Genomic DNA, 20368 nt, shown 5'->3' with positions numbered 1-20368 from the left:
CGGGGCAGGCCTTTCTGGTCTGCCCCGCTTCTTTTTTCCCGATCCGATCATTACCCAGGAAGATTAATGTTTAACTTTGTGTATTCGGCATCTAACATTAAAAAAGAGGATAAGACAAGGAATGCAGGCACCAATAAACATCGCGCTGGTAGGAAATCCTAATAGTGGAAAAAGCTCCCTTTTTAACGCACTCACCGGGTTAAATCAGAAAGTCAGCAACTTTCCCGGAGTAACGGTAGACAAGAAAACCGGAACGGCCAACATCGTTTCGGGACTTACGGCCAACGTGATAGACCTTCCGGGCACTTACAGCCTGTATCCCAAAAGTGCGGATGAATATGTGACCTACGATGTATTGATCAATCCGGCGAATGAAGACACACCCGACCTGGTGATCATTGTTGCCGATGCCTCCAACCTGAAACGTAACCTCCTCTTCTGCTCCCAGATCATCGACCTCAAATTTCCGGTGATCATCGCCCTCACCATGATGGACATCGCCCGCAAAAAAGGCGTGGAAATAGATATCGATGGGCTGGAAAGGGAACTGGGTGTGCCGGTAGTGGCCATCAATCCCCGCAAAAACAAAGGGGTCACTGAGCTGAAAAAGATCATTGAACTGGCTGCCCGCGGCAATTATAGCGCTGCACCCCGCGACTTCATCGGCAACGCTGCCCTGGCCGAAGCAGTGATCGACGATGTGAAAAAAGTAGTACCTGCCTGTAGCGACTACGGCGCCCTGCACGTTGCCGTTAATACAGATGAACTGACTTTCCTGGATGCTGGTCAGAAAAAAGCGATTCGCGAATCGCTTCAGCACAATCAATTCAATAAAACCAAAGTACAGGCGGAAGAAATCATGCAGCGGTACAACCGCATCAAACATATCATGAAAGCTTCCGTAGTAGAAGCAGATCCACTGCAAAAGCAACTGCGCTCTGAAAAGATCGATGATCTGCTGCTACACCGCTTTTGGGGATACGTTATCCTGCTGGTGGTGATGTTCCTCCTGTTCCAGAGTATCTTCTGGTTGGCATCTTATCCCATGGACGCGATAGAAGCCGGTTTCGGAAAACTAAGCGGCTGGCTGACGGCTGTATTGCCCAACAATAAAATCACTGATGTATTTGTAAATGGTATTCTGGCTGGTATCAGTGGATTTGCGGTGTTTATCCCGCAGATCATGATCCTGTTCGGGCTGATCACGGTATTGGAAGATACCGGTTACATGGCGCGTATCAGCTTCCTCACCGACCGTCTCATGCGGCAGGTAGGGCTCAACGGGAAGTCTGTGATGCCACTGATCAGCGGTGTAGCTTGTGCGGTTCCCGCCATTATGGCCACCCGGACCATCGAAAACAAAAAAGAACGCCTCATTACCATACTGGTTACACCGCTCATGAGCTGCTCTGCGCGGCTGCCGATCTACACCATGATGATCGCCCTGGTGATCCCCGACAGAAGGGTGCTGGGCTTTCTTGGTTTGCAAGGCCTGGTGATGATGGGCCTTTACCTGCTTGGTTTCTTTATGGCGATCCTGATAGCCGCCGTAATGAAGCTGTTTGTGCGCATCAGGGAAAAGAGCTACTTCATTATGGAGCTGCCCGTATACCGTGCGCCACGCTGGAAGAACGTAGGTACCACCATGGTGGAAAAAGCAAAGATTTTTGTTACCGACGCCGGTAAAGTGATTGTGGTGATTTCTGTGATACTTTGGTTCCTGGCTTCTTATGGGCCTGCCAGCAGAATGGAGCCGTTGCACGCCAAATACGAGAAAATGATCGCTGCCGCGCCGGAAGGCTCTCCGGAAGCAGAAGCGCTGGACCGTGAATTCCGTTCTGAAAAACTGTCACATTCCTACGCCGGTATTCTCGGACATGCCATCGAACCGGCTATCCGCCCGCTGGGTTTTGACTGGAAAATAGGGATTGCGCTGATCACTTCTTTTGCCGCCCGTGAAGTATTTGTGGGCACCATGGCCACCCTTTACAGCGTTGGCGAAAACCCTGACGATAATAATGCTACCCTCCGCGAAAAAATGGCTTCTGCCAAATGGCCGGATGGCCGGCCGGTATATACACTGGCTGCCGGGCTTTCTCTCATGCTGTTTTATGCATTTGCCATGCAGTGTATGAGTACCATGGCCATCGTAAAAAGGGAAACGAAATCGTGGAAAATTCCTTTTATCCAGCTGGTCTATATGACATCACTGGCTTACGTGTGCAGCCTGGTTATCTTTAATATCTTCAAATAATATCTTGTACATTGCAGTAATGCTCACGAAATTGCATTACTATGAAAGTGCTTTGTTACAGCTTATGCCTGCTTTTTGCAGGTCCGTTGTTGGCGCAGTCTTCTGTTGACTCTGCCCAGCTGCTGAAAGACGTGCGTACCCTTTCCGCCGATAAGTTTGAAGGCCGAAAAACCGGGACCCGTGGCAGCCGCCTGGCCCAGTTTTATATTATCGACCGGTTTAAGCAGATCGGCATCACTCCCTATCATAACACCTACGAGTATCCGTTTTATTTTCAGGAAGGGAACAAGAAAGTCATGGGGACTAACCTCTTCGGCTATATTCCCGGAAAGAGCAGCGACGTAATTGTTATTTCCGCGCACTACGACCACCTCGGTATCGGCAAGCCCAATGCAGCAAAAGACAGTATTTACAATGGTGCAGATGACAACGCATCCGGCGTGGGCACTATCCTGGCGCTGGCGGCCTATTTTAAAAAGAACCCGCCTAAATACACGTTGTTATTTGTTGCTTTCGACGGAGAAGAAGAAGGATTGCAGGGTTCCCGGGCATTTGTACAGCAACCACCGGTGCCCCTGAACACAATCCGGCTCAATATTAACATGGACATGGTGTCGCATAATGATAAGAATGAACTGTATGTAGCCGGCTCCACACCTTATCCGCAACTGAAAAAGTTCATCGATTCCGCAGCAGCCAAAAGCAGCATCAAAGTGCTGGCGGGGCATGATGTTCCGGGTAGCGGCAGTGACAACTGGACCAACCAGAGCGATCAGGGAGCTTTTCATGCACAAAAGATACCCTTCCTGTATTTTGGGGTAGAAGATCATCCAGATTATCATCAGCTAACCGATGAATATGATCGCATCAATCATCGCTTTTATTATCAGGTGGTGAAGACGATTCTGGAGATGACCAGGCAGATAGATGATATAGGGATGTAGGAATTTCTTGATTTACGATTTTTTGATTTACGATTTTTGGATCTCCGGGATCAATAAACAAGTAGACCGAAGCGAATAATAACATCGCTTCGGTCTACTTGTTTATTTGTTTTATTAATTCACGAAACTAAAAAAGCGTAAATCAAAAAATCCCTAAATGATTTAGTTTCTGGGTGTTTGTACCATGCCCTGAAAGCGATTGTTCGGGTGCCGCACCCCGATTCTGCCTGTATTAAGCTCCGGGGCGGCTATTCTGCCCAGCTGTGATGCGGGAATGCCCATGTCAGTAAGGGCGGTGCGCAGCAGCGGATCGGAGAAGCTGCCCCAGTTGTTGGTATAGTCGTCTGTTACAGCAATCGTGGGAGCAATACCACTGAAGTAACCGCCTTCGCCGGCTGAATTGAATGTCTGAAAACAAACGGCGTACATATCATACTGACCGAAGGTAATATTGATGAAACCCACCGGTTTGCCATAGGTGGTGCTGCCAATCAAATGAGGGTTCATCGATGGTTTCAGCACATTGTACAGCAGTTCGCTGGCGGATACGGTACCATTGGTAACGAGGAAGCTGAGGTTGGTGAGCGCCAGCGAGCCTTGCTTTTGAAAACTGGTGCTTCTGTAGGTGGTAGCTTCCTGCCGGAAAATGTCTGTCCAGTACATGTTGGGATTATAGGGCACTGCTTTCATGTTCCGGAATATATAGCTGTAGTTGTTGGTATTCACGTTGTTGTTGAACGACTGGGTATACATCACGGTATTGTTGGCGCTGGCCGGTGCGAGGTTGTTGGCCAGGTACTCCGCGGTTTCGAGGAGGCCGCCGCCGTTGTAGCGCAGATCGGCTATCACCCGCGTAACGCCGGCTTGCGACCAGACGTTGAACAGCGAGTCGAAAGTAGGTTTCACGTCATTGAGGGTGACGAAGTTGTTGAACACAAAGTAACCCACTTTGGTGCCGTTAAAGTTGTAGGTATTGGCGTAGAGAATAGGATTGAGCTTATAGGCAGCCGGAGAAAGGGTATTGGTTTGGTTACTATTGTCCGGCTTCCGGAATACCCAGGTGGCGCTTTTGCTGGCGAAGGCGGCATTAAGCATGTTGTTGGTGGCCTGGCCTACCTGAAAACTGCTGATGCCGTTCACGCTGATGAGCTGCCATCCTCTCCTGATGCCGGCTTTATCCGCCGGTGAGCCGGGGTATACATAGATTACGTAGAGGGTATTATCTGTCTGATAGCCTACTTCAAAGCCCATATCCCCTAAAATGTCGCCCTGTAAGGCCCGGGAAGTGGTGCCATCATCGATGAAGCTGTACCTGTCGAGGGGCTGGCCATTCGTATTGTTCTTTTTCAGGGTGATCAATGAGCTGAACATATTTTGAACGGAGCCATAACTTTCAGGTTTAAAGGTCGCCGAATCGGGAATAACGTCTGTCCAGAGATAAATGTCTTTAAATACGGAGAAGATGCTATCGTTGATATTGGCTTGTGGCCGTTGCGGGCCGGCCTGGTCCTTTTTCTTACAGGCGGAAAGAAGGGCGATAAATAGGAGGCCGGCGGTCAGCCAGCGGCGTCGATTTGGTTGCATAACAGCAATTTTAGGATAACCCGAATGATTAAACGAACAAGAGTTGTATACTATTGTGGACCAAAGTTACCAAAGAGATCGTATCCTAGTTCTTCCGGCATGACTCCTTTGTTCTTTAGGCCCAGATTAATTTTATCCCGCCAACGTAACTGCGCGGCCATATTGGTGCCGTGATGGGTATCGCGGTCGAAGGCGTACTGCATGCGGTTCATTTCCTGAAAGGATTGGAGATACTGATATTGTATAACACTATCATAATCGTCCCGGTTCAATGCTGTTTGCCGAAGTTTTTGTTTAAACCGCTCCACTACCAGCCGGGTAATGTCGAAATGAAGCTGTTCATGCATCAGCGCGTAGTTGTCGCGCGCATCGTCCCTTACCCAGGAGGCGCTTTTGATAAAAAATACCTGCATGATGAGCTTGATTTTCAACGTATCGTGGGTAACCGAGCTGGCCCCTTCGTAGGAAAAGCTGGTATAGGATACGGCGGCGCTGGGTCCGGCCGGGGATGGCTTGCCCCTGAAATCGTTCCACCGCAGTTTGCGTGCAGAGGAATAAAAAAGCGTGTCTGAGTGTGGGTTGTCGGCATCTTCCCGGTCCTCAAATACCAGCTGGATGTTGATGATTTTATGCGGAGGAGCAGGCGGGATATGCGTTTTTGTCTGCCCGAAGGGCAAAAAAAACATACAAAATATATGTAATAAGGATGGCATACCTGTGGACAACAGCACTAAAATTAGGAAAATGCCTGACTGCCTGTTCCCGGGTATCAAAATTTGTAAATTCTATAACATTTGCCCCGGGTGTTTTAACAATCATTTTCTGCCTTAAACGGGCTTTTTTCCGTAATTTACTTCCAACCAAAACAATCGCACTATGTACGGCGGCGGATATATTTTCGACGAACCAAACGGAAAACAGCTGCGGGAAGAACAACTGCACGATGATCCTGAAAAGCTCGTGGCTTTTGAAGAAAGAATAGCCAGAGGGGAAAAAATTGAGCCGGGCGACTGGATGCCGGCAGAATATCGCAGACAACTCATCCGTTTGATTGAGCAGCATGCACACTCCGAAATAATCGGTGCATTGCCGGAAGGCACGTGGATTACCCGCGCACCTGGCTTCAAACGCAAACTGGCGCTGATTGCCAAAGTGCAGGATGAGATCGGTCATGGTCAACTGTTGTACAATGCAGCAGAAACGCTTGGAAAATCCAGGGAAGCCATGATCAACGACCTGCTCAGCGGTAAATCCAAATATTCCAATGTATTTAATTATCCCGCTAAAACATGGGCGGATGTGACGGTGATCGGTTTTCTGATCGATGCGGCCGCTATCGTTAACCAGGTGGCCAATGCAAAAGGGTCCTATGGCCCTTATTGCCGGGCACTGGAGCGGATTTGTTATGAAGAGAGCTTCCACCTGAAACAGGGGCACGATGCATTTATTGAGCTGGCTACCGGCACACCGGAACAGAAAGCGATGTTGCAGGATGCGCTGAACCGCTGGTGGCAACCGATCATGCATTTCTTCGGTCCTCCCGACAAAACCTCCCAGCACAGCGAAAAGCTGATGCAATGGAAAGTGAAAATGGCGAGCAATGATGAAATGCGCAATCAGTTTCTGGACAGTTATGTACCTAAGATATGGGAGTTGGGACTTACCCTGCCGGACCCGGCGCTTCGCAAGAACCCGGATACCGGTCGCTGGGAGTATACCGACCCTGACTGGAACGAGTTTTTCCGGGTGATCAATGGCGGCGGTCCCTGCAATGCAGAGCGCCTGCAGGTGAGGAAATGGGCGGAAGAAGAAGGCCGATGGGTACGCAAGGCGTTAATGAACCCGACTGAACGGCGCTCACTGCCGGTGGCATAAATCGTATATACCTGCACGTTATAGCCTGCGATGAGTGGTCGACAGGCAGATTTTCGTTTAATAAAAGCAATCAACAAATTCATGTCTAACGATTCTTTAGATCCGCGTGTCAACAGGCTGAAACTGGGTGATGCCAACGCGGTCATTAAAGTGGAGGAAGGGGAGAACTGGAATGTCTATGAAGTGTTCCATCAGGAGAAAAGAGGGGCCCATCATGAGCATGTGGGCTGTGTACATGCACCAGACCCGCAACTGGCATTGGTATTTGCCAAAGAACAATTTGCCCGCCGAAAAAAATGCGTGAACCTGTGGGTGGTCAGAAGTGCCGATATTCTGGCTTTTGATGTGGAAGATGAAGATATGTTCGCCAACAATCTGGAGAAGAACTACCGTGATGCCAGTGGTTTCAAAGTAATGGAGAAGATCAACAAATTCAAACAATCCAAATGATCAGCAACGCAGCATTAACAGACCTTATTATAAAGATGGCCGATGATGAACTGATTCAGGGCCACCGCAATTCCGAGTGGACAGGCCTCGGCCCTGTTATGGAAGAAGACATTGCTTTCTCTTCCATGGCACAGGACAAGATTGGCCATGCCTGGGCATTATATCGTATCCTGCACGAAAACCTGGGCGGCGAAGATCCCGACCGCTTTGCTTTCATGCGCCCGGAGAGCGCCTTTAAATGTTCCCATCTTGTGGAGATGCCTAACGGAGGGTATGACTTCAGCCTGATGCGGCATTTTCTGTTTGACCATGCAGAAACAGTACGGTATGAAAGTCTGCAGGAAAGCAGCTATGAGCCCTTTCAGCAACTCAGTAAAAAATTAAAGGGAGAATTGAAATACCATACACTGCATGCCAACGCATTCATCCTGCAACTCAGCAACGCCAGTGAAGAAGGCTACGCCCGGATGCAGACAGCGCTGAACGACACCATTGCGCTGGCGGCCGGGATCTTTGAACCCTCTGCGGCGCATGAGGAAACGCTGATAACAGAAAAAGTATATCCCGGAGAGAAAGCATTGTACAATCGCTGGCTGGACCGTATCTATCCCGTGCTGGTAAAAGCCTCCCTGAATCTCCCCGATATGAAGACCGTCGCTCCGGTATATGGTGGCAGGCAGGGTTTCCACACTACCCACCTTGCCCCGTTGCTGAAAGAGATGGGAGAAGTATTTAACCTGGACACGGAGGCCAGCTGGTAATATGACGTCAGCCACCATTACACGGGAAGACATATATCATGCACTGGAACAGGTGATGGACCCTGAAATACCGGTGCTCAGCGTGATAGACCTTGGTATGATCACCGGGGTAGAGATCACGGAAGGGGAGCCGGTGTTGATTCGTATGATACCCACTTTTGCAGCATGTCCGGCAGTTAGTTATATCAAAGACAATATCCGGACAGTAGTAGAAAAAGCGCTTGGGGTAGCCGTTACCGTAGAAATAGACAAACAGGTGCATTGGGAAAGCAACCGGATGACGGCGGCGGCTAAAGAGAAACTGAAAAATTTCGGCATTGCGCCGCCACCCGTAGTAGAAGGAGACGTGCGGCCCGAAATCATGCTGAATACCCCTTGTCCGCATTGTGGTAGTGAACATACCTATCTCCGTTCACCGTTTGGGTCCACGTTGTGCCGCGCTATTCATTACTGTAAATCCTGTGGTCAGGTATTTGAACAGTTTAAGCCGCTGGAATAAGCGTTGTTTCTATGTTTCCATAATGGCTATCGCAGGAAAAGCCTACTTTTACAATTACGAATTACAAATTACGAATGACGAATTCGGGGTTTACTATCGGAAAGGTTATTTAAATACCCTTGCTGTAAGAAAGCCCTGAATTCGTAATTCGTAATTTGTAATTCGTAATTGTAAAAAGATGAAACATGAGAATAGGTTTGTATTTCGGGTCTTTTAATCCTATACACACAGGGCATTTGATCATTGCCAATTATGTAGCATACAATACTGACCTGGATAAAGTATGGTTTGTGGTTTCCCCGCAGAACCCACTAAAGACCTCTTCTACATTGCTGAACGAGCATGACCGTTTTCATCTGGTGGAACTGGCCATCAAAGATGAGCCGCGGCTGCGCGCCAGCAATATTGAGTTCTCCCTGCCACGCCCTTCCTTTACGGTAGATACGCTGGCATATATGGGTGAGAAATTCCCTACACAGGAATTTGCGATTATCATGGGGAGCGACAGTTTTCAAAACCTGCCGCGCTGGAAGAATTATATGCACATTGTACAACACTATCCGATCTATGTATACCGCCGTCCGGGACACGATATCACCGATACCTACGGCGCCCGTGTGGAAATACTGGATGCCCCGATGCTGGACATTTCCGCTACCGATATCCGGCAGTGGATCAAACAGGGGAAGTCGGTACGGTATATGGTACCGGATAATGTGATCAACTATATTCAGGAGAATAACTATTTCCGTTAACCGGCAGGCGGGTGATTGCTTTGTGCCGGCGCCTCCTGCTGGTGCCGTTGCCGGCGGTCCCTTCTTTTTACCAGATATTCGTTGGAATAGATCTCCAATAAGAGGATAAACATGGAGATCAACAGTGGCCCGAATATCAGGCCAATAAAACCAAAGAGATTAACACCGATGATCACGCCGAAGATGGTGATCAGGGGATGAACATCCGCTATTTTTTTAGCCAGGAGAAGCCGGGAGACATTATCTGAAATACCCACCACCCCAAAACCATATACCAGCACTGCAATACCCTGCCAGGTGTTACCTACGGCCAACAGATATACGCCCATCGGCACATATACCGCCGCCGCTCCAATAACCGGCAGCATGGCGGTGAAGCAGGTGACCACAAACCAGAAAAACGGCTGTGGGACACCAAAAACCAGGTATCCGATCAGCGATACCACGCCTTGTATCACCGCAATCAACGGTATTCCCAGCGCATTGGCAAATACCAGGGTGTTAAACTCCCGGCCCAGCCTATCCACATTCTCATCCCGCAGGGGAATATACTCGTACAGGGTTTCTTCCATCTTCCGGCCGTTGACCAGCATGAAGTACAGCATAAAATACATAAGGGCGATAGCCGTGAGTGTATTGAAGGTAGCGCCGAGGAAGCCCGGGAGGAAGGCGGTGATCCCTTCCTGTAGTTTTTGCAGTTGCTGTGTGGAAAGCAGGTTCACCCCGATTTCCTGATGCAGTTTTTCATTCAGTTCCCTGGCTTTGTTGATCAGCTCTCCGGAATGGGCCGCAGCATAAGCTACGCGGGAAGAGAGCATGTTCACCAGCGCGCCGATAGGTAGCAGGATGACCAGAAAGGAGGCGGTCATCAGGATGGCGGCGGCCAGGTTTTTCTTCCATTTCCGGACTTCTATCAGTCGGAACATCCACCTGCGGCAGATAACATACAGCGTGACGGCCCCGAGGAAGCCGGGGAAAAATAGATATGTTTCCTTAAACAGCAGGATGGCCAGGAAAAGGATCAGTAACAGGAAGCCAATTTGTTTGAGTCGGTCGTTGTCCAGGTAGCTCATAGTACAATAATATCGGATAATTTAACGGTACAGGCAAAAAACGAACCAGCGCTTTCGGCCATGATAGCTAAACAAAAAACCGCAAAGCTTGTTCTTAATGCGGAATTTTAGTGGAAAGTTTTATACATTATCCATTTATGGAATGGTGTTTGTGAACCTTTAGGTACCAAAAATGAAAACTTTATTCTCTCATCTTAAAAACCTATTTTATGAGTACAAGTTCCAAAGCTGTTGTTTCTTTTATTGTTGGTGCGGCCGTAGGCGTAGCAGTAGGGTATTTCCTCAACTCTGACAAAAAAGATGAACTGGTAGGAAAACTGAAAGACCAGACAGACAGGCTGAAAGACAAATGGAGAAAAAGAAAGGACCAGTTCCAGGATGAATTGGAAAATGAGTTGGCATAACCCCTAAGCTGTTTAAAAAACATTGCATGGAAGAAAATTTCGGCAACTATTTTAATCAAACGGGCAAGGTGGCCAGAGAATATCTGGAAACCCGGCTGGACCTGCTAAAGCTCCAGGCAGCAGGAAAGCTGTCGAAGGCATTGGGATTGTTTTTTTCCCTGACGATGGCTTTCCTGTTGTTCTTTTTCGTGATCGTTTTTCTCGGAATGGTAGTAGGATTCTGGATCGGTGAAATGACCGGCAGTTTCACGATTGGTTTTTCGTGCGCAGCAGGCCTGTTTGTATTGTTATTTGTGGTGATCCTGGTGTTCCGCCGTCAGTTAATCCAGCGTCCTCTTACCAGGCTGCTGTTGACTGAATTGGTAGAAGAGATCGCGGAAAGGGATGAACAATCCGGTCATATTCATAACCAGCCCGGATATGATAAGGATGCATATGGACATGTGCCCAATGAAGAGGCAACAGAAAACACTTCAAAAGGATAACATGAAAAATGTTTACACATGCGTAAGGTAAAAGTAACCAATCAGGAAACCCTTGACCTGGAAATAGCCCGTTTGAAAATGCGCTCCCGGCAACTGGAAAATGATCTGGGAAAGCAGGTTGACTACTTCAGAGACAACTACAAAAAGATGGCGCTCAATGCCGTTATACCCGGCAGCGCCAGACATAGTGGTATGCTGAACGTAGCAGCCAATGTGGCCAAAATGGCCTGGGGCAGCGGGAAATTCAAAAACTTTGCAACCGGCGCCCTGATGACGGCACTGGAGTTTATCGGTGTGCAGCTGGGCATCAATATCTTCAACAAAGTGACGAACCGCCGCAAAAAGAAAAAAGCGGCTCAGGCCAACACGGACGAGGAATAGTTACCCCCATACTTTTGTTCCCTCACTGCAATTGGCGCATATATCGATGTTTTTCCGGGTTTCCAGGATCTGGCTACGGAAACGTATATACTCTTTATTGTGCCACAACGCTTTGAATGATTCTTTTTTGAGGTTGCCCAACCGGTGCTGTGCGTCTTTATCAAAGCAGCAGGGCACTACCAGGCCATCCCAGGTAACTACCGGAGAATGCCACAGGCGCCAGCAATGGTTGCCCAGTTTATTTTTGATGGCGTAGGTGCCGTCTTCATTGCGGTGGTAACGGGAATATTTATCAATAGTAGGAATGAGGCGGTTGCCTTCTTCGTAGTCATATACCTGTGCCGTCTTGAACCGTACCTGATCTACCCCGATTTCCTTCGCAAGCCTTTTGATGTCTTCAATCTGATGTTCGTTGGGCTTTACCACCAGAAACTGAAAGAAAACAAAGGGTTTGGTGGACTTCAGTTCTTTTTTCCACTTCACGATGTTTTTAGCGCCTTCTATCACTTTGTCCAGTTTACCGCCTACCCGGTACTGCGTATATACGTCCTGGGTAGTGCCGTCTATGGAGATGATAAGGCGGTCCAGCCCACTTTCCACTGTTTTTTTGGCATTAGCGTCTGTCAGATAATGCGCATTGGTGGAGGTAGCGGTATAGATCCCTTTGTCGGCCGCATATTTGACCATATCCAGGAATCCGGGGTTGAGGTAAGGTTCTCCCTGGAAATAGAAGATAAGGTATAACAGCTCTTTCGAGATTTCGTCGATGGTTTTCCGGAAAAAATCCTGTTCCAGCATACCGGTAGGACGGGTAAAAGCCCGCAGGCCGCTCGGACATTCCGGGCAGCGGAGGTTGCAGGAAGTGGTGGGCTCAAAAGACATGGAAATGGGATACCCCCATTGTACCGGCTTATTGGTCCACTTGCTTATAAAGTAGCTTCCCAGCACTTTTCCGGCGTTTAAGGCGCGACGGAAAGTGAATTTGGAAGCGAGGTTCAGGGTGTCATTCAGGTTAAAATCAGGCATATAAAATTCACTTGACCTATGTAAAAGTAGCGTCTTTAAACAAATTATAGCCTATACTTGCCGTAAAAAAACGTCTGCCGGCATTAAACAGCAGCATATTACCCGATCCCTGCAACTAACTGAAACAACGTGAAACGTAACTGGACGCGCATCATTTTATTGACTGTATTGACAATCCTGCTGGCGCATGTTGCCTGGAAATGGTGGTATTTCCGGCGGGAGCACATCTCTTTTGTGCGGTATGACGAGTTCGGTATCGATATACCGGTTAATTATAGGATCCATGGAATCGATGTCTCCAAATTTCAAAAAGATATTAACTGGCATGCTGTCAAACAGATGCAGGTCGATAAAATTCGTATATCCTTTGCCTTTATAAAGGCAACCGAGGGGATTACCCGGCAGGATGCTACCTTTAAACAAAACTGGGAACGGGCAGGCAAAGCCGGGCTGGTGAGGGGCGCATACCACTTTTTTTACAGTACACGGGACCCGCTGAAGCAGGCAATCAATTTCCGGAATGTGGTAGACCTGCAGCCGGGAGACCTGCCACCGGTGCTGGATATTGAAACCAGCAATAATCAGCCGGCCGCGGTGATCCGCAGCACGGCCAAAATATGGCTGGAAGAGATGGAGAAAGCTTATAAGGTGAAGCCGATCATCTATACCAATATCCATTTCTATGAAACGTATCTTGGCAGTGAGTTTGATGATTACCCTTTATGGATCGCACATTATTATCAGAAAGAACGGCCGGCTTCCAAAAGAACGTGGCTTTTCTGGCAACACAGTGACATCGGCAGGGTAAACGGCATCAGAACGACAGTGGACTTTAACGTATTCAGAGGCGACAGCGCGGACCTCGCGAAGCTGTGCCTACCAGAGCATTGAAACTAATCATATGGCAGAAGAAACAGAAAACCCGGAGAGAGAGCCGAGGAAGATAGACAAGCTGGACAGAGACCTTTTCTGGTTTCTGATCAAGATCATGCGTACCATCTTTGTCGGTTTCTTCTGGATGTTCTTCAATGTGTTCCTCGGCCTATATCTCGGATTTGCCGTGCCGGAGGAGTCAACCCCCGGCCGGATGATTTTCTTTTACTCCTGGTTTGTATTGTCCCTTGCGGGTTACCTATATATGGTGTGGCGTTTCTGGCGCAAAAAGATGGACAACCCTGATTAGTTGCCGCTTCTGGCACCCAGGTCCATGGTCCAGTAAGTGCCGGCCCGGCCTACTCCCATATCCTTGTAGCTGCCATTCATGATATTTTTACAGTGCCCCGGACTGGCGATCCATGCCTGGATAACAGCCTGCTCGGTTGAATAACCCTGGGCAATGTTCTCTCCATAGGTATTCCATTTGTATCCCACTGCATCGAGGCGGTTGCCCGGTGTGGAACCACTGGGAGAAGTGTGGCTGAAGAAGTTATTGGTCTTCATGTCTACGCTGAAGTTGTACGCCGCTTTTTCCAGTAAGTCATTCCACACAACAGGGCCCACAGGCGGCATCTGCACGCCTCCGCAGTTACAGCCTTTGCTGCGGACATCATTCACCAGACTAAGTAAAACGGCACGGTCAATAGTATTGCCAGCTACGCCGGTTCCAGGATTGGTGGTACCCGGATTGGTGCCGGGGTTGGTAGTGCCAGGGTTGGTTGTTCCCGGATTAGTACCGGTGCCTGGTTTGGTCGTGTCTGTACCCGGCTTGGTACCAGTGCCCGGTTTGGACGTGTCTCCTGCAGGTTTTCCTGGTGTGGTCGTCACCGTATCTTTTGGACTTGGATTTAGTAAGCCAGCGTCTTTAGAGCAAGCTGAAAATACTGCTACTGCTACACATACACCTAAAATCGCACGAATAAATTTCCCTGTCATAACCAGTTAAAAATTAAAAAATGAATAAATGAATAGATATAGGCTCTAAACAGGACAAGGATTAAAACTATAGGTGATTCCAGGGGATAGGATTAAAACTACTCAGCGGTAGTTTCAGAGGTTATGGGTTAGGATGAAGAAGCAGTATGAAACGTTTTCTTGCGGTCACGAAAATAGGGGATAGATCCGAAAAAAAATCGGCGTTTTTGCAAACTGAATGTTAATGACCGCAACCTTTTGCTACTCAGTGTTGTAGGGAACTTTGCACACTGGAGGCCGGCAGATGGGGATTGTTTGCCCCGTCTCCAGTTCGCTATTGGTGCTAAAACCGTGGTTTTTCGTCTGGAATAGTGTTTGTCGGACTTATATAGAAGTCAGGAAGTTGATCTCTACTTCATTTGTTTAAAACCGGTGTTATGAAGAAAAGGAATCTTGGTAAAGAGAAGTCGACAGGTTTTTCGCAAAATAAAAAAAGGCCAGCCGAAGTGCTGACCACTGATAAAGGGACCGTAACGCGAAATCCTCTTCACGGGGACTTATCAGCGTCTCCGGAAGAAGAAAACAAGGTGGTACGGGACGACGAAAAAAGCACTAAAAAATCCAATAAGGAAAATAAATAATTACCATATCCGGAGAAAACCCGAACGTTTTTTATTAAAAGAAGATAACAGCTTACTTTTTAGTTTCTTCTTTAATGTTGTGGTGTATAGCGGCCATCCTACTCTTAGGATGGTTTTTTTTATGTGTTAACTGCTATGGTCGGCAATGATTTTCCAGGCGCCCCTGATGCGGCGGAGGGTCAGGCTGAAATGTCCCTGCAGGTCGCCGATGCTGCGTTGCAGGTGCCATTTGCCAACCACGAAATACACATCCCGGGCCAGCGGTTTGAATTCCAGCAACTGGAAATCCAGCTTGCCCATGGCAGTCGTATCCGGATAGTTCTTTTTATAACGGTCCAGTGTAGCCTGCCAGCCATAGGTGACGCCGTTTTTACCAATAAACAGCAGGGAGTCGGAGTGCCAGTAAGTCTGCATAAAGGCATCGATATCGCCGCGGTTCCAGGCACTGGTTTGGGCGGCCATCAGGCCTTCAATCTGCCGGCGATCGTTCTGTTGCGCATCGGCATGTTGGGCTGGTAACCCGGAGAAGCTGGCTATTATGATCAGGAACAGTATAAAACGCATGGTGAATTTTTAGCAAAAGATAAACAGAATTTGCGATGTAACGCAACACTGATTATAGTAACTTTGCAGCACTATTTTGACATCTCTTTCAATTATATTCTAAAAATCAACAGCTTATGCCCGGATATGAACTATTTGGCGCCGAAGAACGGAAAGAAGTAAATGACGTACTGGAAACAGGGATCATGATGCGTTACGGATTTGACGGTCCGCGTAAAGGGATCTGGAAAGCAAAGGAACTGGAACAGGCCATTTGCGACAAACTGAACGTACAGTACACACAGCTCGCCTCCAGCGGTACTGCCGCATTGACCACCGCCATGGCTGCCCTGGGACTGGGTGCCGGCGATGAAATCATCATGCCCACCTTTACCTTTGTTGCCAGCTTTGAATCTGTATTCTCCGTTGGTGCCACGCCGGTGCTGGTAGATGTTGATGATACCCTGACACTGGACCCCAAAGCGGTGGAAGCTGCCATCACTCCCCGTACCAAAGCAGTGATGCCGGTACATATGTGTGGCGCTATGGCTGATCTGGACGCCCTGCAGGCCATCTGCAAAAAACACAACCTGTTGCTGCTGGAAGACGCCTGCCAGTCTTTCGGTGCTACCTATAAAGGCAAAGCGCTGGGTTCAATCGGCGATGCCGGCACTTTCTCCTTCGACTTCGTAAAAACCATTACCTGTGCGGAAGGCGGTGCTATCATCACCAATAACAAAGACGTTTATGTCAAATGTGACGGTTACACCGATCATGGCCATGATCACCTCGGTGTGGACCGTGGCGCAGACCTGCATCCGTTTATCGGGTACAACTACCGTATCTCCGAGCTGCATGCAGCCGTAGGTTTGGCCCAGGTCCGCAAACTGGACAACTTCCTGGCCATCCAGCGGAAGACTAAAAAGATCTTCAAAGATGCACTGGCTACCGTACCGGGCGTGACTTTCCGCCGTCTGCCGGATGAAGCCGGCGATAGCGCTACCTTCCTGTCGTTCTTCCTGCCGGAAGCAACACAGGCCAGAAATGCTGCCGCTGCCATGAAAGCTGCCGGTTTGCCTGCATTCTACTACTATGATAACAACTGGCACTATATCCGTCAGTGGGACCACTTCAAAAACGGTGACGTATTAACACCATTTGCTCCCGGCCTGAAACAGGCGATGGAAATTTATAAAACCAAAGCGTTCCCTGCATCTGATGCAATTATCAGCAGGAACATTTCTACCCCGATCAACCTGGCCTGGAGCGATGCCGAAGTTCAGGAGCGGGCTGAAAAGCTGGTGAAAGCTGTAAAAAGCGCATTATAATTTTCACGCAAAGGCGCTAAGCAGCAAAGATGCTAAGATCTTTGCTCCTTTGCTGCTTAGCGCCTTTGCGTGACAAAGAACAAACATGAAGAAAGTAGCTTTGATACCTGCCCGTTATGGCGCTACCCGTTTCCCGGGGAAGATGATGGCCCAGCTGGGAGGAAAGTCCGTAATCCTCCGCACGTACGAGTCGACCGTAAAAACGGGCGTGTTTGACGATGTGATGGTGGTGACCGACAGTGATGTGATATACAATGAGATTGTAAGTCACGGCGGTAAGGCTGTAATGAGCAAAAAAGAACATGAGTGTGGCACGGACCGTATAGCCGAAGCCGTGGTGGACATGGATGTTGACATTGTCGTGAATGTACAGGGAGATGAACCTTTTACCCAGAAGGAACCACTGGAGAAGTTGCTCCGGGTTTTTGAAGGAGAAGAGGGCCGTAAGGTACAGGTGGCCTCTTTAATGCAGGAGCTGCATGATGAAGCGTCCATCGCCGATCCCAACTACGTGAAAGTAGCGGTCGACAAGCAATTTAATGCGCTGTTCTTTTCCCGTTCCGTGATCCCGTATCCCCGCAACAAGGACATCAAAAGCATTTATTACGAGCATATCGGTATCTATGCGTTCCGCAAACAGACCCTGCTGGATTTTACGCAGCTGGCGCCTACACCGCTGGAACTGGCAGAGAAGATCGAGTGCCTGCGTTACCTTGAGAACGGTATTCCGATGAAGATGGTCGTTACCTCCTATATGGGGGTGGAGATCGATACGCCGGAAGACCTGGAAAAGGCCGCAAAATATTTATAATAGCTAACTAAAACGGATATATGAAATTCAGGAATTTCAAAATGGTGGACTACGTAGTTTACGGCAGCGGATGTTTTGATCAGCTGGGCGAAATACTGGCTCCCCGTCGTAAAGGCGATGCTCCCATGATTTTTTTCGTGGATGAGTATTTCCAGGACAAACAGGCATTTCTGTCCCGCATTCCGCTGCAGGGCAGGGATAAGGTGGTGGTGATCGATGTGACGTACGAACCGAAGACCGTTACAGTAGATAAAATCCGTGATGAGCTCAAAGCCGAATTCGGTGAAGTGTCCGGTATTATTGGTATCGGTGGCGGTTCCGTGATGGATATGGCCAAAGCCGTAGCGCTGATGATGACCAACCCCGGTTCTTCCGCAGATTATCAGGGCTGGGACCTGGTAAAGAACCCGGCCGTGTATAAAGTAGGCATCCCTACTATTTCCGGTACCGGTGCAGAGGTGAGCCGCACCTGCGTGCTCACGGGCCCTACCCGCAAGCTGGGTATGAACTCAGACTATACGCCGTTTGACCAGATCGTGCTGGACCCTGCGCTGACAAAGACCGTAGAAGTCAACCAGCGTTTTTATACCGCTATGGACTGCTTTATCCACTGTGTGGAATCGCTGACCGGCACTTACCTCAATGCTTTCAGCAAATCTTATGGTGAGAAAGCACAGGAGCTGTGCGAAGAGATATTCCTGCAGAAAGATATCTGGGATGATGATTCCGACGAGAAACTGATGATGGCTTCCTATGCCGGTGGTATGAGCATTGCTTATTCCCAGGTAGGGGTGGCGCATGCCGTAAGTTATGGACTGGCTTACCTGCTGGGCACCAAACATGGTATCGGTAACTGTATCGTGTTTGATAAACTGGAGGAGTTTTATCCGGATGGCGTGAAGAAGTTCAAGGAAATGGTGAAAAAGCACAACATTGATATTCCGCAGGGCATCACCAAGGGGCTGACCGATGAACAGTTTGATACGATGATCAATGTATCGCTGGGTATGGCGCCGCTGTGGGAAAATGCGCTGGGTAAAGACTGGAAAGAGATCATGACCCGCGAGCGGCTGCGTAAGCTGTACGAAAGATTATAATCTTCCGGGAAACCATAAAAGGAAATACGAATTGCAGCGTAGTTTGCAATTCGTATTTTTTTTTACGCAAATCCAATGCGTAGTCACAAACGATATTGCCTTTAATGAACTAATCATGTTGATATTATTGATTGTCACGGGAATTGCGGCCCTTGTGCTGGGGTATTTGTACTTCATGGCAATGGGCCGGCAGCGGACATTTCAGACGGAAATGTCGGCACATCAGGAACGTTATGTCCAGCTGGAAGCAAAGCAGGGTTATCTGCAGCAGCTGTTGGACGACAAGCAGCAGCTGGCCCGCGAAAAGCAGGAGCAACTGGAACGGCTCAACGAAGAGTTTGCTTCGCTGATGGCCGAACAGGGCCGGTTGATGGAGCAGAATAAATACCTGCAGCAACAATTGCAGAGCGAAAAAGAGCGCCTGCATGAGATGCATCAGGACTTTAAAACACAGTTTGAGAATACAGCGCAGCAGGTGCTGCAACGGATCTCCGGTAATTTCATGCAGCAGAACCAGGTGAAAATGGATGACCTGTTGAAACCGCTGGCTGAAAAAATCGATAGTTTCCGGAGCAGCGTGCAACAGTCGCTGGTGGCGGAAACATCGCAGCGGGCTGAGTTGAAGTCTGAGTTGCAGCGTTTGTTGCAGTTGAACCAGACGCTTTCCAAAGAAGCCAACAACCTGACCAAAGCGCTGAAGGCGGACACCAAGAAGCAGGGCAACTGGGGCGAGATGATCCTGGAAAAGGTACTGGAGGCATCCGGGCTGGAGAAAGGAATTCATTATGTTACGCAGGATGCGCAACGTGACGAGACCGGACAGCTGCGGTTACCGGATATGGTACTGCAACTGCCGGAAAGCAGACAGCTGGTGATTGACTCCAAAGTATCGCTTAAAGCGTATGAGCAGTATTGCAGCGCCACAGAAGAGCCGGAGCGGCAACAGGCACTGAAACTGCATGTGCAGTCTGTGAAGAATCATGTGAATGAACTGAGCAGGAAAGCCTATCACACACTGTATAAGAATACCACCGATTTTGTGATGTTGTTTATACCGATTGAACCGGCATATGCCCTGGCGGTGATGCAGCAGGAGGAAGATCTCTACGATTATGCCTTCCGCCGCAAGGTCATTCTGGTCAGCGTACCCTCCTTACTGGCCACGCTGCGTATCATTGATGCGATGTGGCGATTGGAGAATCAAAACAAGAACGCAGAAGAAATTGTGCGGCAGGGCAGTGCGTTGTATGATAAGTTCGTAGGCTTTGCAGAAGACCTGGGGCAGATCGGGGAGCACCTGAAACGTAGCCAGGGTGTCTATGACAGCGCCATGAACAAACTTAACAGCGGTCATGGTAACCTCGTGGGCAGGGCGGAGCGTATGCGGAAGCTGGGACTGGAGAACAAGAAAAATCTACCCCGTCAGTTGACAGTAGAGGCGGAGATGGCGCCTGAGGAGGAAACAGAAGCCCCGGTATCCGGAACGGAGCAGATACCGGCGCCGGGTATCACCGTGCAACACCCGGCTCCTCCTGATGAAACGATAGGGAATGGGCAGGCCCAATAACGTATCAACTTATGGTCAGGCGTCATCGTGACGGTGATA

The 20368-nt window shown here is 48.9% G+C and carries 23 protein-coding genes; 17 read left to right on the top strand and 6 right to left on the bottom strand.

Features of this window, described 5'->3' with window-relative positions; all coding sequences use genetic code 11:
* Nucleotides 1-121: 121 nt before the first annotated feature.
* Nucleotides 122-2254: a ferrous iron transport protein B gene (gene feoB, locus ICL55_RS10725; protein ID WP_188096876.1), complete on the top strand. Its 2133-nt coding sequence runs from the start codon at nt 122-124 to the stop codon at nt 2252-2254.
* A 41-nt stretch (nt 2255-2295) separates the two neighbouring features.
* Complete coding sequence (locus ICL55_RS10720; protein WP_188096874.1) at nt 2296-3198, top strand: M28 family peptidase; 903 nt, start codon at nt 2296-2298, stop codon at nt 3196-3198.
* A 162-nt stretch (nt 3199-3360) separates the two neighbouring features.
* Here ICL55_RS10720 and ICL55_RS10715 read toward each other — a convergent pair whose 3' ends face one another.
* Both ICL55_RS10715 and ICL55_RS10710 read right to left on the bottom strand, forming a co-directional pair.
* The gene (locus ICL55_RS10715) at nt 3361-4782 is read right to left on the bottom strand and encodes a S41 family peptidase (RefSeq protein ID WP_188096871.1); all 1422 of its coding nucleotides are present in this window, start codon (nt 4780-4782) and stop codon (nt 3361-3363) included.
* 50 nt (nt 4783-4832) lie between these two features.
* A complete protein-coding gene (locus ICL55_RS10710) occupies nt 4833-5468 on the bottom strand; it encodes a DUF922 domain-containing protein (RefSeq protein WP_188096869.1) in 636 nt (211 codons plus the stop codon).
* Nucleotides 5469-5658: 190 nt separating this feature from the next.
* On the opposite strand from ICL55_RS10710, the gene paaA reads away from it, so the two are divergent.
* From paaA to nadD, 5 genes are all read left to right on the top strand, one after another.
* Nucleotides 5659-6657: a 1,2-phenylacetyl-CoA epoxidase subunit PaaA gene (paaA, locus tag ICL55_RS10705; protein WP_188096867.1), complete on the top strand. Its 999-nt coding sequence runs from the start codon at nt 5659-5661 to the stop codon at nt 6655-6657.
* 81 nt (nt 6658-6738) lie between these two features.
* On the top strand, nt 6739-7107 hold the full coding sequence (locus ICL55_RS10700; RefSeq protein ID WP_168870901.1) for a 1,2-phenylacetyl-CoA epoxidase subunit B: 369 nt from the start codon (nt 6739-6741) through the stop codon (nt 7105-7107).
* Entirely contained in the window at nt 7104-7868 is a 765-nt protein-coding gene (gene paaC, locus ICL55_RS10695; RefSeq protein ID WP_223151411.1) for a 1,2-phenylacetyl-CoA epoxidase subunit PaaC, read from the top strand. Before ICL55_RS10700 ends, paaC begins: the two co-directional genes overlap by 4 nt.
* Nucleotide 7869: 1 nt before the next feature.
* Entirely contained in the window at nt 7870-8367 is a 498-nt protein-coding gene (gene paaD, locus ICL55_RS10690) for a 1,2-phenylacetyl-CoA epoxidase subunit PaaD (RefSeq protein WP_188096864.1), read from the top strand.
* 185 nt (nt 8368-8552) lie between these two features.
* A complete protein-coding gene (gene nadD, locus ICL55_RS10685) occupies nt 8553-9122 on the top strand; it encodes a nicotinate (nicotinamide) nucleotide adenylyltransferase (RefSeq protein WP_188096862.1) in 570 nt (189 codons plus the stop codon).
* On the opposite strand, the gene ICL55_RS10680 is transcribed toward nadD, so the two are convergent.
* Nucleotides 9119-10195, bottom strand: coding sequence for an AI-2E family transporter (locus tag ICL55_RS10680; RefSeq protein WP_188096860.1), 1077 nt, complete (start codon nt 10193-10195; stop codon nt 9119-9121). The two genes, nadD and ICL55_RS10680, sit on opposite strands and share 4 nt — an antisense overlap.
* Nucleotides 10196-10404: 209 nt before the next feature.
* Here ICL55_RS10680 and ICL55_RS10675 point away from each other — a divergent pair, with 209 nt between their 5' ends.
* Genes ICL55_RS10675 through ICL55_RS10665 form a run of 3 tightly spaced genes read left to right on the top strand, consistent with a single transcriptional unit; the run spans nt 10405 to nt 11465 of the window.
* Nucleotides 10405-10599 (top strand): YtxH domain-containing protein, encoded by a 195-nt coding sequence (locus ICL55_RS10675; protein WP_169223294.1) that lies wholly within the window; start codon nt 10405-10407, stop codon nt 10597-10599.
* A gap of 26 nt (nt 10600-10625) precedes the next feature.
* Entirely contained in the window at nt 10626-11084 is a 459-nt protein-coding gene (locus ICL55_RS10670; protein ID WP_188096858.1) for a hypothetical protein, read from the top strand.
* A gap of 18 nt (nt 11085-11102) precedes the next feature.
* Nucleotides 11103-11465: a hypothetical protein gene (locus tag ICL55_RS10665; RefSeq protein ID WP_188096856.1), complete on the top strand. Its 363-nt coding sequence runs from the start codon at nt 11103-11105 to the stop codon at nt 11463-11465.
* Here ICL55_RS10665 and ICL55_RS10660 read toward each other — a convergent pair whose 3' ends face one another.
* On the bottom strand, nt 11466-12491 hold the full coding sequence (locus ICL55_RS10660) for an SPASM domain-containing protein (RefSeq protein ID WP_188096854.1): 1026 nt from the start codon (nt 12489-12491) through the stop codon (nt 11466-11468).
* Between the two features lie 129 nt (nt 12492-12620).
* Between ICL55_RS10660 and ICL55_RS10655 the strand changes: the two genes are divergently transcribed.
* Nucleotides 12621-13382: a GH25 family lysozyme gene (locus tag ICL55_RS10655; RefSeq protein WP_188096852.1), complete on the top strand. Its 762-nt coding sequence runs from the start codon at nt 12621-12623 to the stop codon at nt 13380-13382.
* A gap of 10 nt (nt 13383-13392) precedes the next feature.
* On the top strand, nt 13393-13674 hold the full coding sequence (locus ICL55_RS10650) for a hypothetical protein (protein WP_188096850.1): 282 nt from the start codon (nt 13393-13395) through the stop codon (nt 13672-13674).
* Here the strand turns inward: ICL55_RS10650 and ICL55_RS35405 are convergent.
* The gene (locus tag ICL55_RS35405; protein WP_188096848.1) at nt 13671-14255 is read right to left on the bottom strand and encodes a CAP domain-containing protein; all 585 of its coding nucleotides are present in this window, start codon (nt 14253-14255) and stop codon (nt 13671-13673) included. The two genes, ICL55_RS10650 and ICL55_RS35405, sit on opposite strands and share 4 nt — an antisense overlap.
* Before the next feature lie 524 nt (nt 14256-14779).
* Here ICL55_RS35405 and ICL55_RS10640 point away from each other — a divergent pair.
* On the top strand, nt 14780-14983 hold the full coding sequence (locus ICL55_RS10640) for a hypothetical protein (RefSeq protein WP_188096846.1): 204 nt from the start codon (nt 14780-14782) through the stop codon (nt 14981-14983).
* Between the two features lie 126 nt (nt 14984-15109).
* Here the strand turns inward: ICL55_RS10640 and ICL55_RS10635 are convergent, their stop codons facing one another.
* Nucleotides 15110-15547, bottom strand: a complete 438-nt coding sequence (locus tag ICL55_RS10635; protein WP_188096843.1) for a YybH family protein — start codon at nt 15545-15547, stop codon at nt 15110-15112.
* Between the two features lie 116 nt (nt 15548-15663).
* Between ICL55_RS10635 and ICL55_RS10630 the strand changes: the two genes are divergently transcribed.
* From ICL55_RS10630 to ICL55_RS10615, 4 genes are all read left to right on the top strand, one after another.
* Complete coding sequence (locus ICL55_RS10630) at nt 15664-16854, top strand: DegT/DnrJ/EryC1/StrS family aminotransferase (protein WP_188096841.1); 1191 nt, start codon at nt 15664-15666, stop codon at nt 16852-16854.
* Nucleotides 16855-16939: 85 nt separating this feature from the next.
* Nucleotides 16940-17665, top strand: coding sequence for a 3-deoxy-manno-octulosonate cytidylyltransferase (gene kdsB / locus ICL55_RS10625; protein ID WP_188096839.1), 726 nt, complete (start codon nt 16940-16942; stop codon nt 17663-17665).
* A gap of 20 nt (nt 17666-17685) precedes the next feature.
* The gene (locus ICL55_RS10620) at nt 17686-18762 is read left to right on the top strand and encodes an iron-containing alcohol dehydrogenase family protein (RefSeq protein ID WP_188096836.1); all 1077 of its coding nucleotides are present in this window, start codon (nt 17686-17688) and stop codon (nt 18760-18762) included.
* A 115-nt stretch (nt 18763-18877) separates the two neighbouring features.
* On the top strand, nt 18878-20329 hold the full coding sequence (locus ICL55_RS10615; protein ID WP_188096834.1) for a DNA recombination protein RmuC: 1452 nt from the start codon (nt 18878-18880) through the stop codon (nt 20327-20329).
* The last annotated feature ends 39 nt before the right edge of the window (nt 20330-20368 follow it).

It is taken from the genome of Chitinophaga varians (assembly GCF_014529945.1).
In the GTDB taxonomy this organism is placed as follows: Bacteria; Bacteroidota; Bacteroidia; order Chitinophagales; family Chitinophagaceae; genus Chitinophaga; species Chitinophaga varians.
The sequence above is the reverse complement of the archived record's forward strand: the minus strand, read 5'-3'. Positions and strand labels throughout refer to the sequence as shown.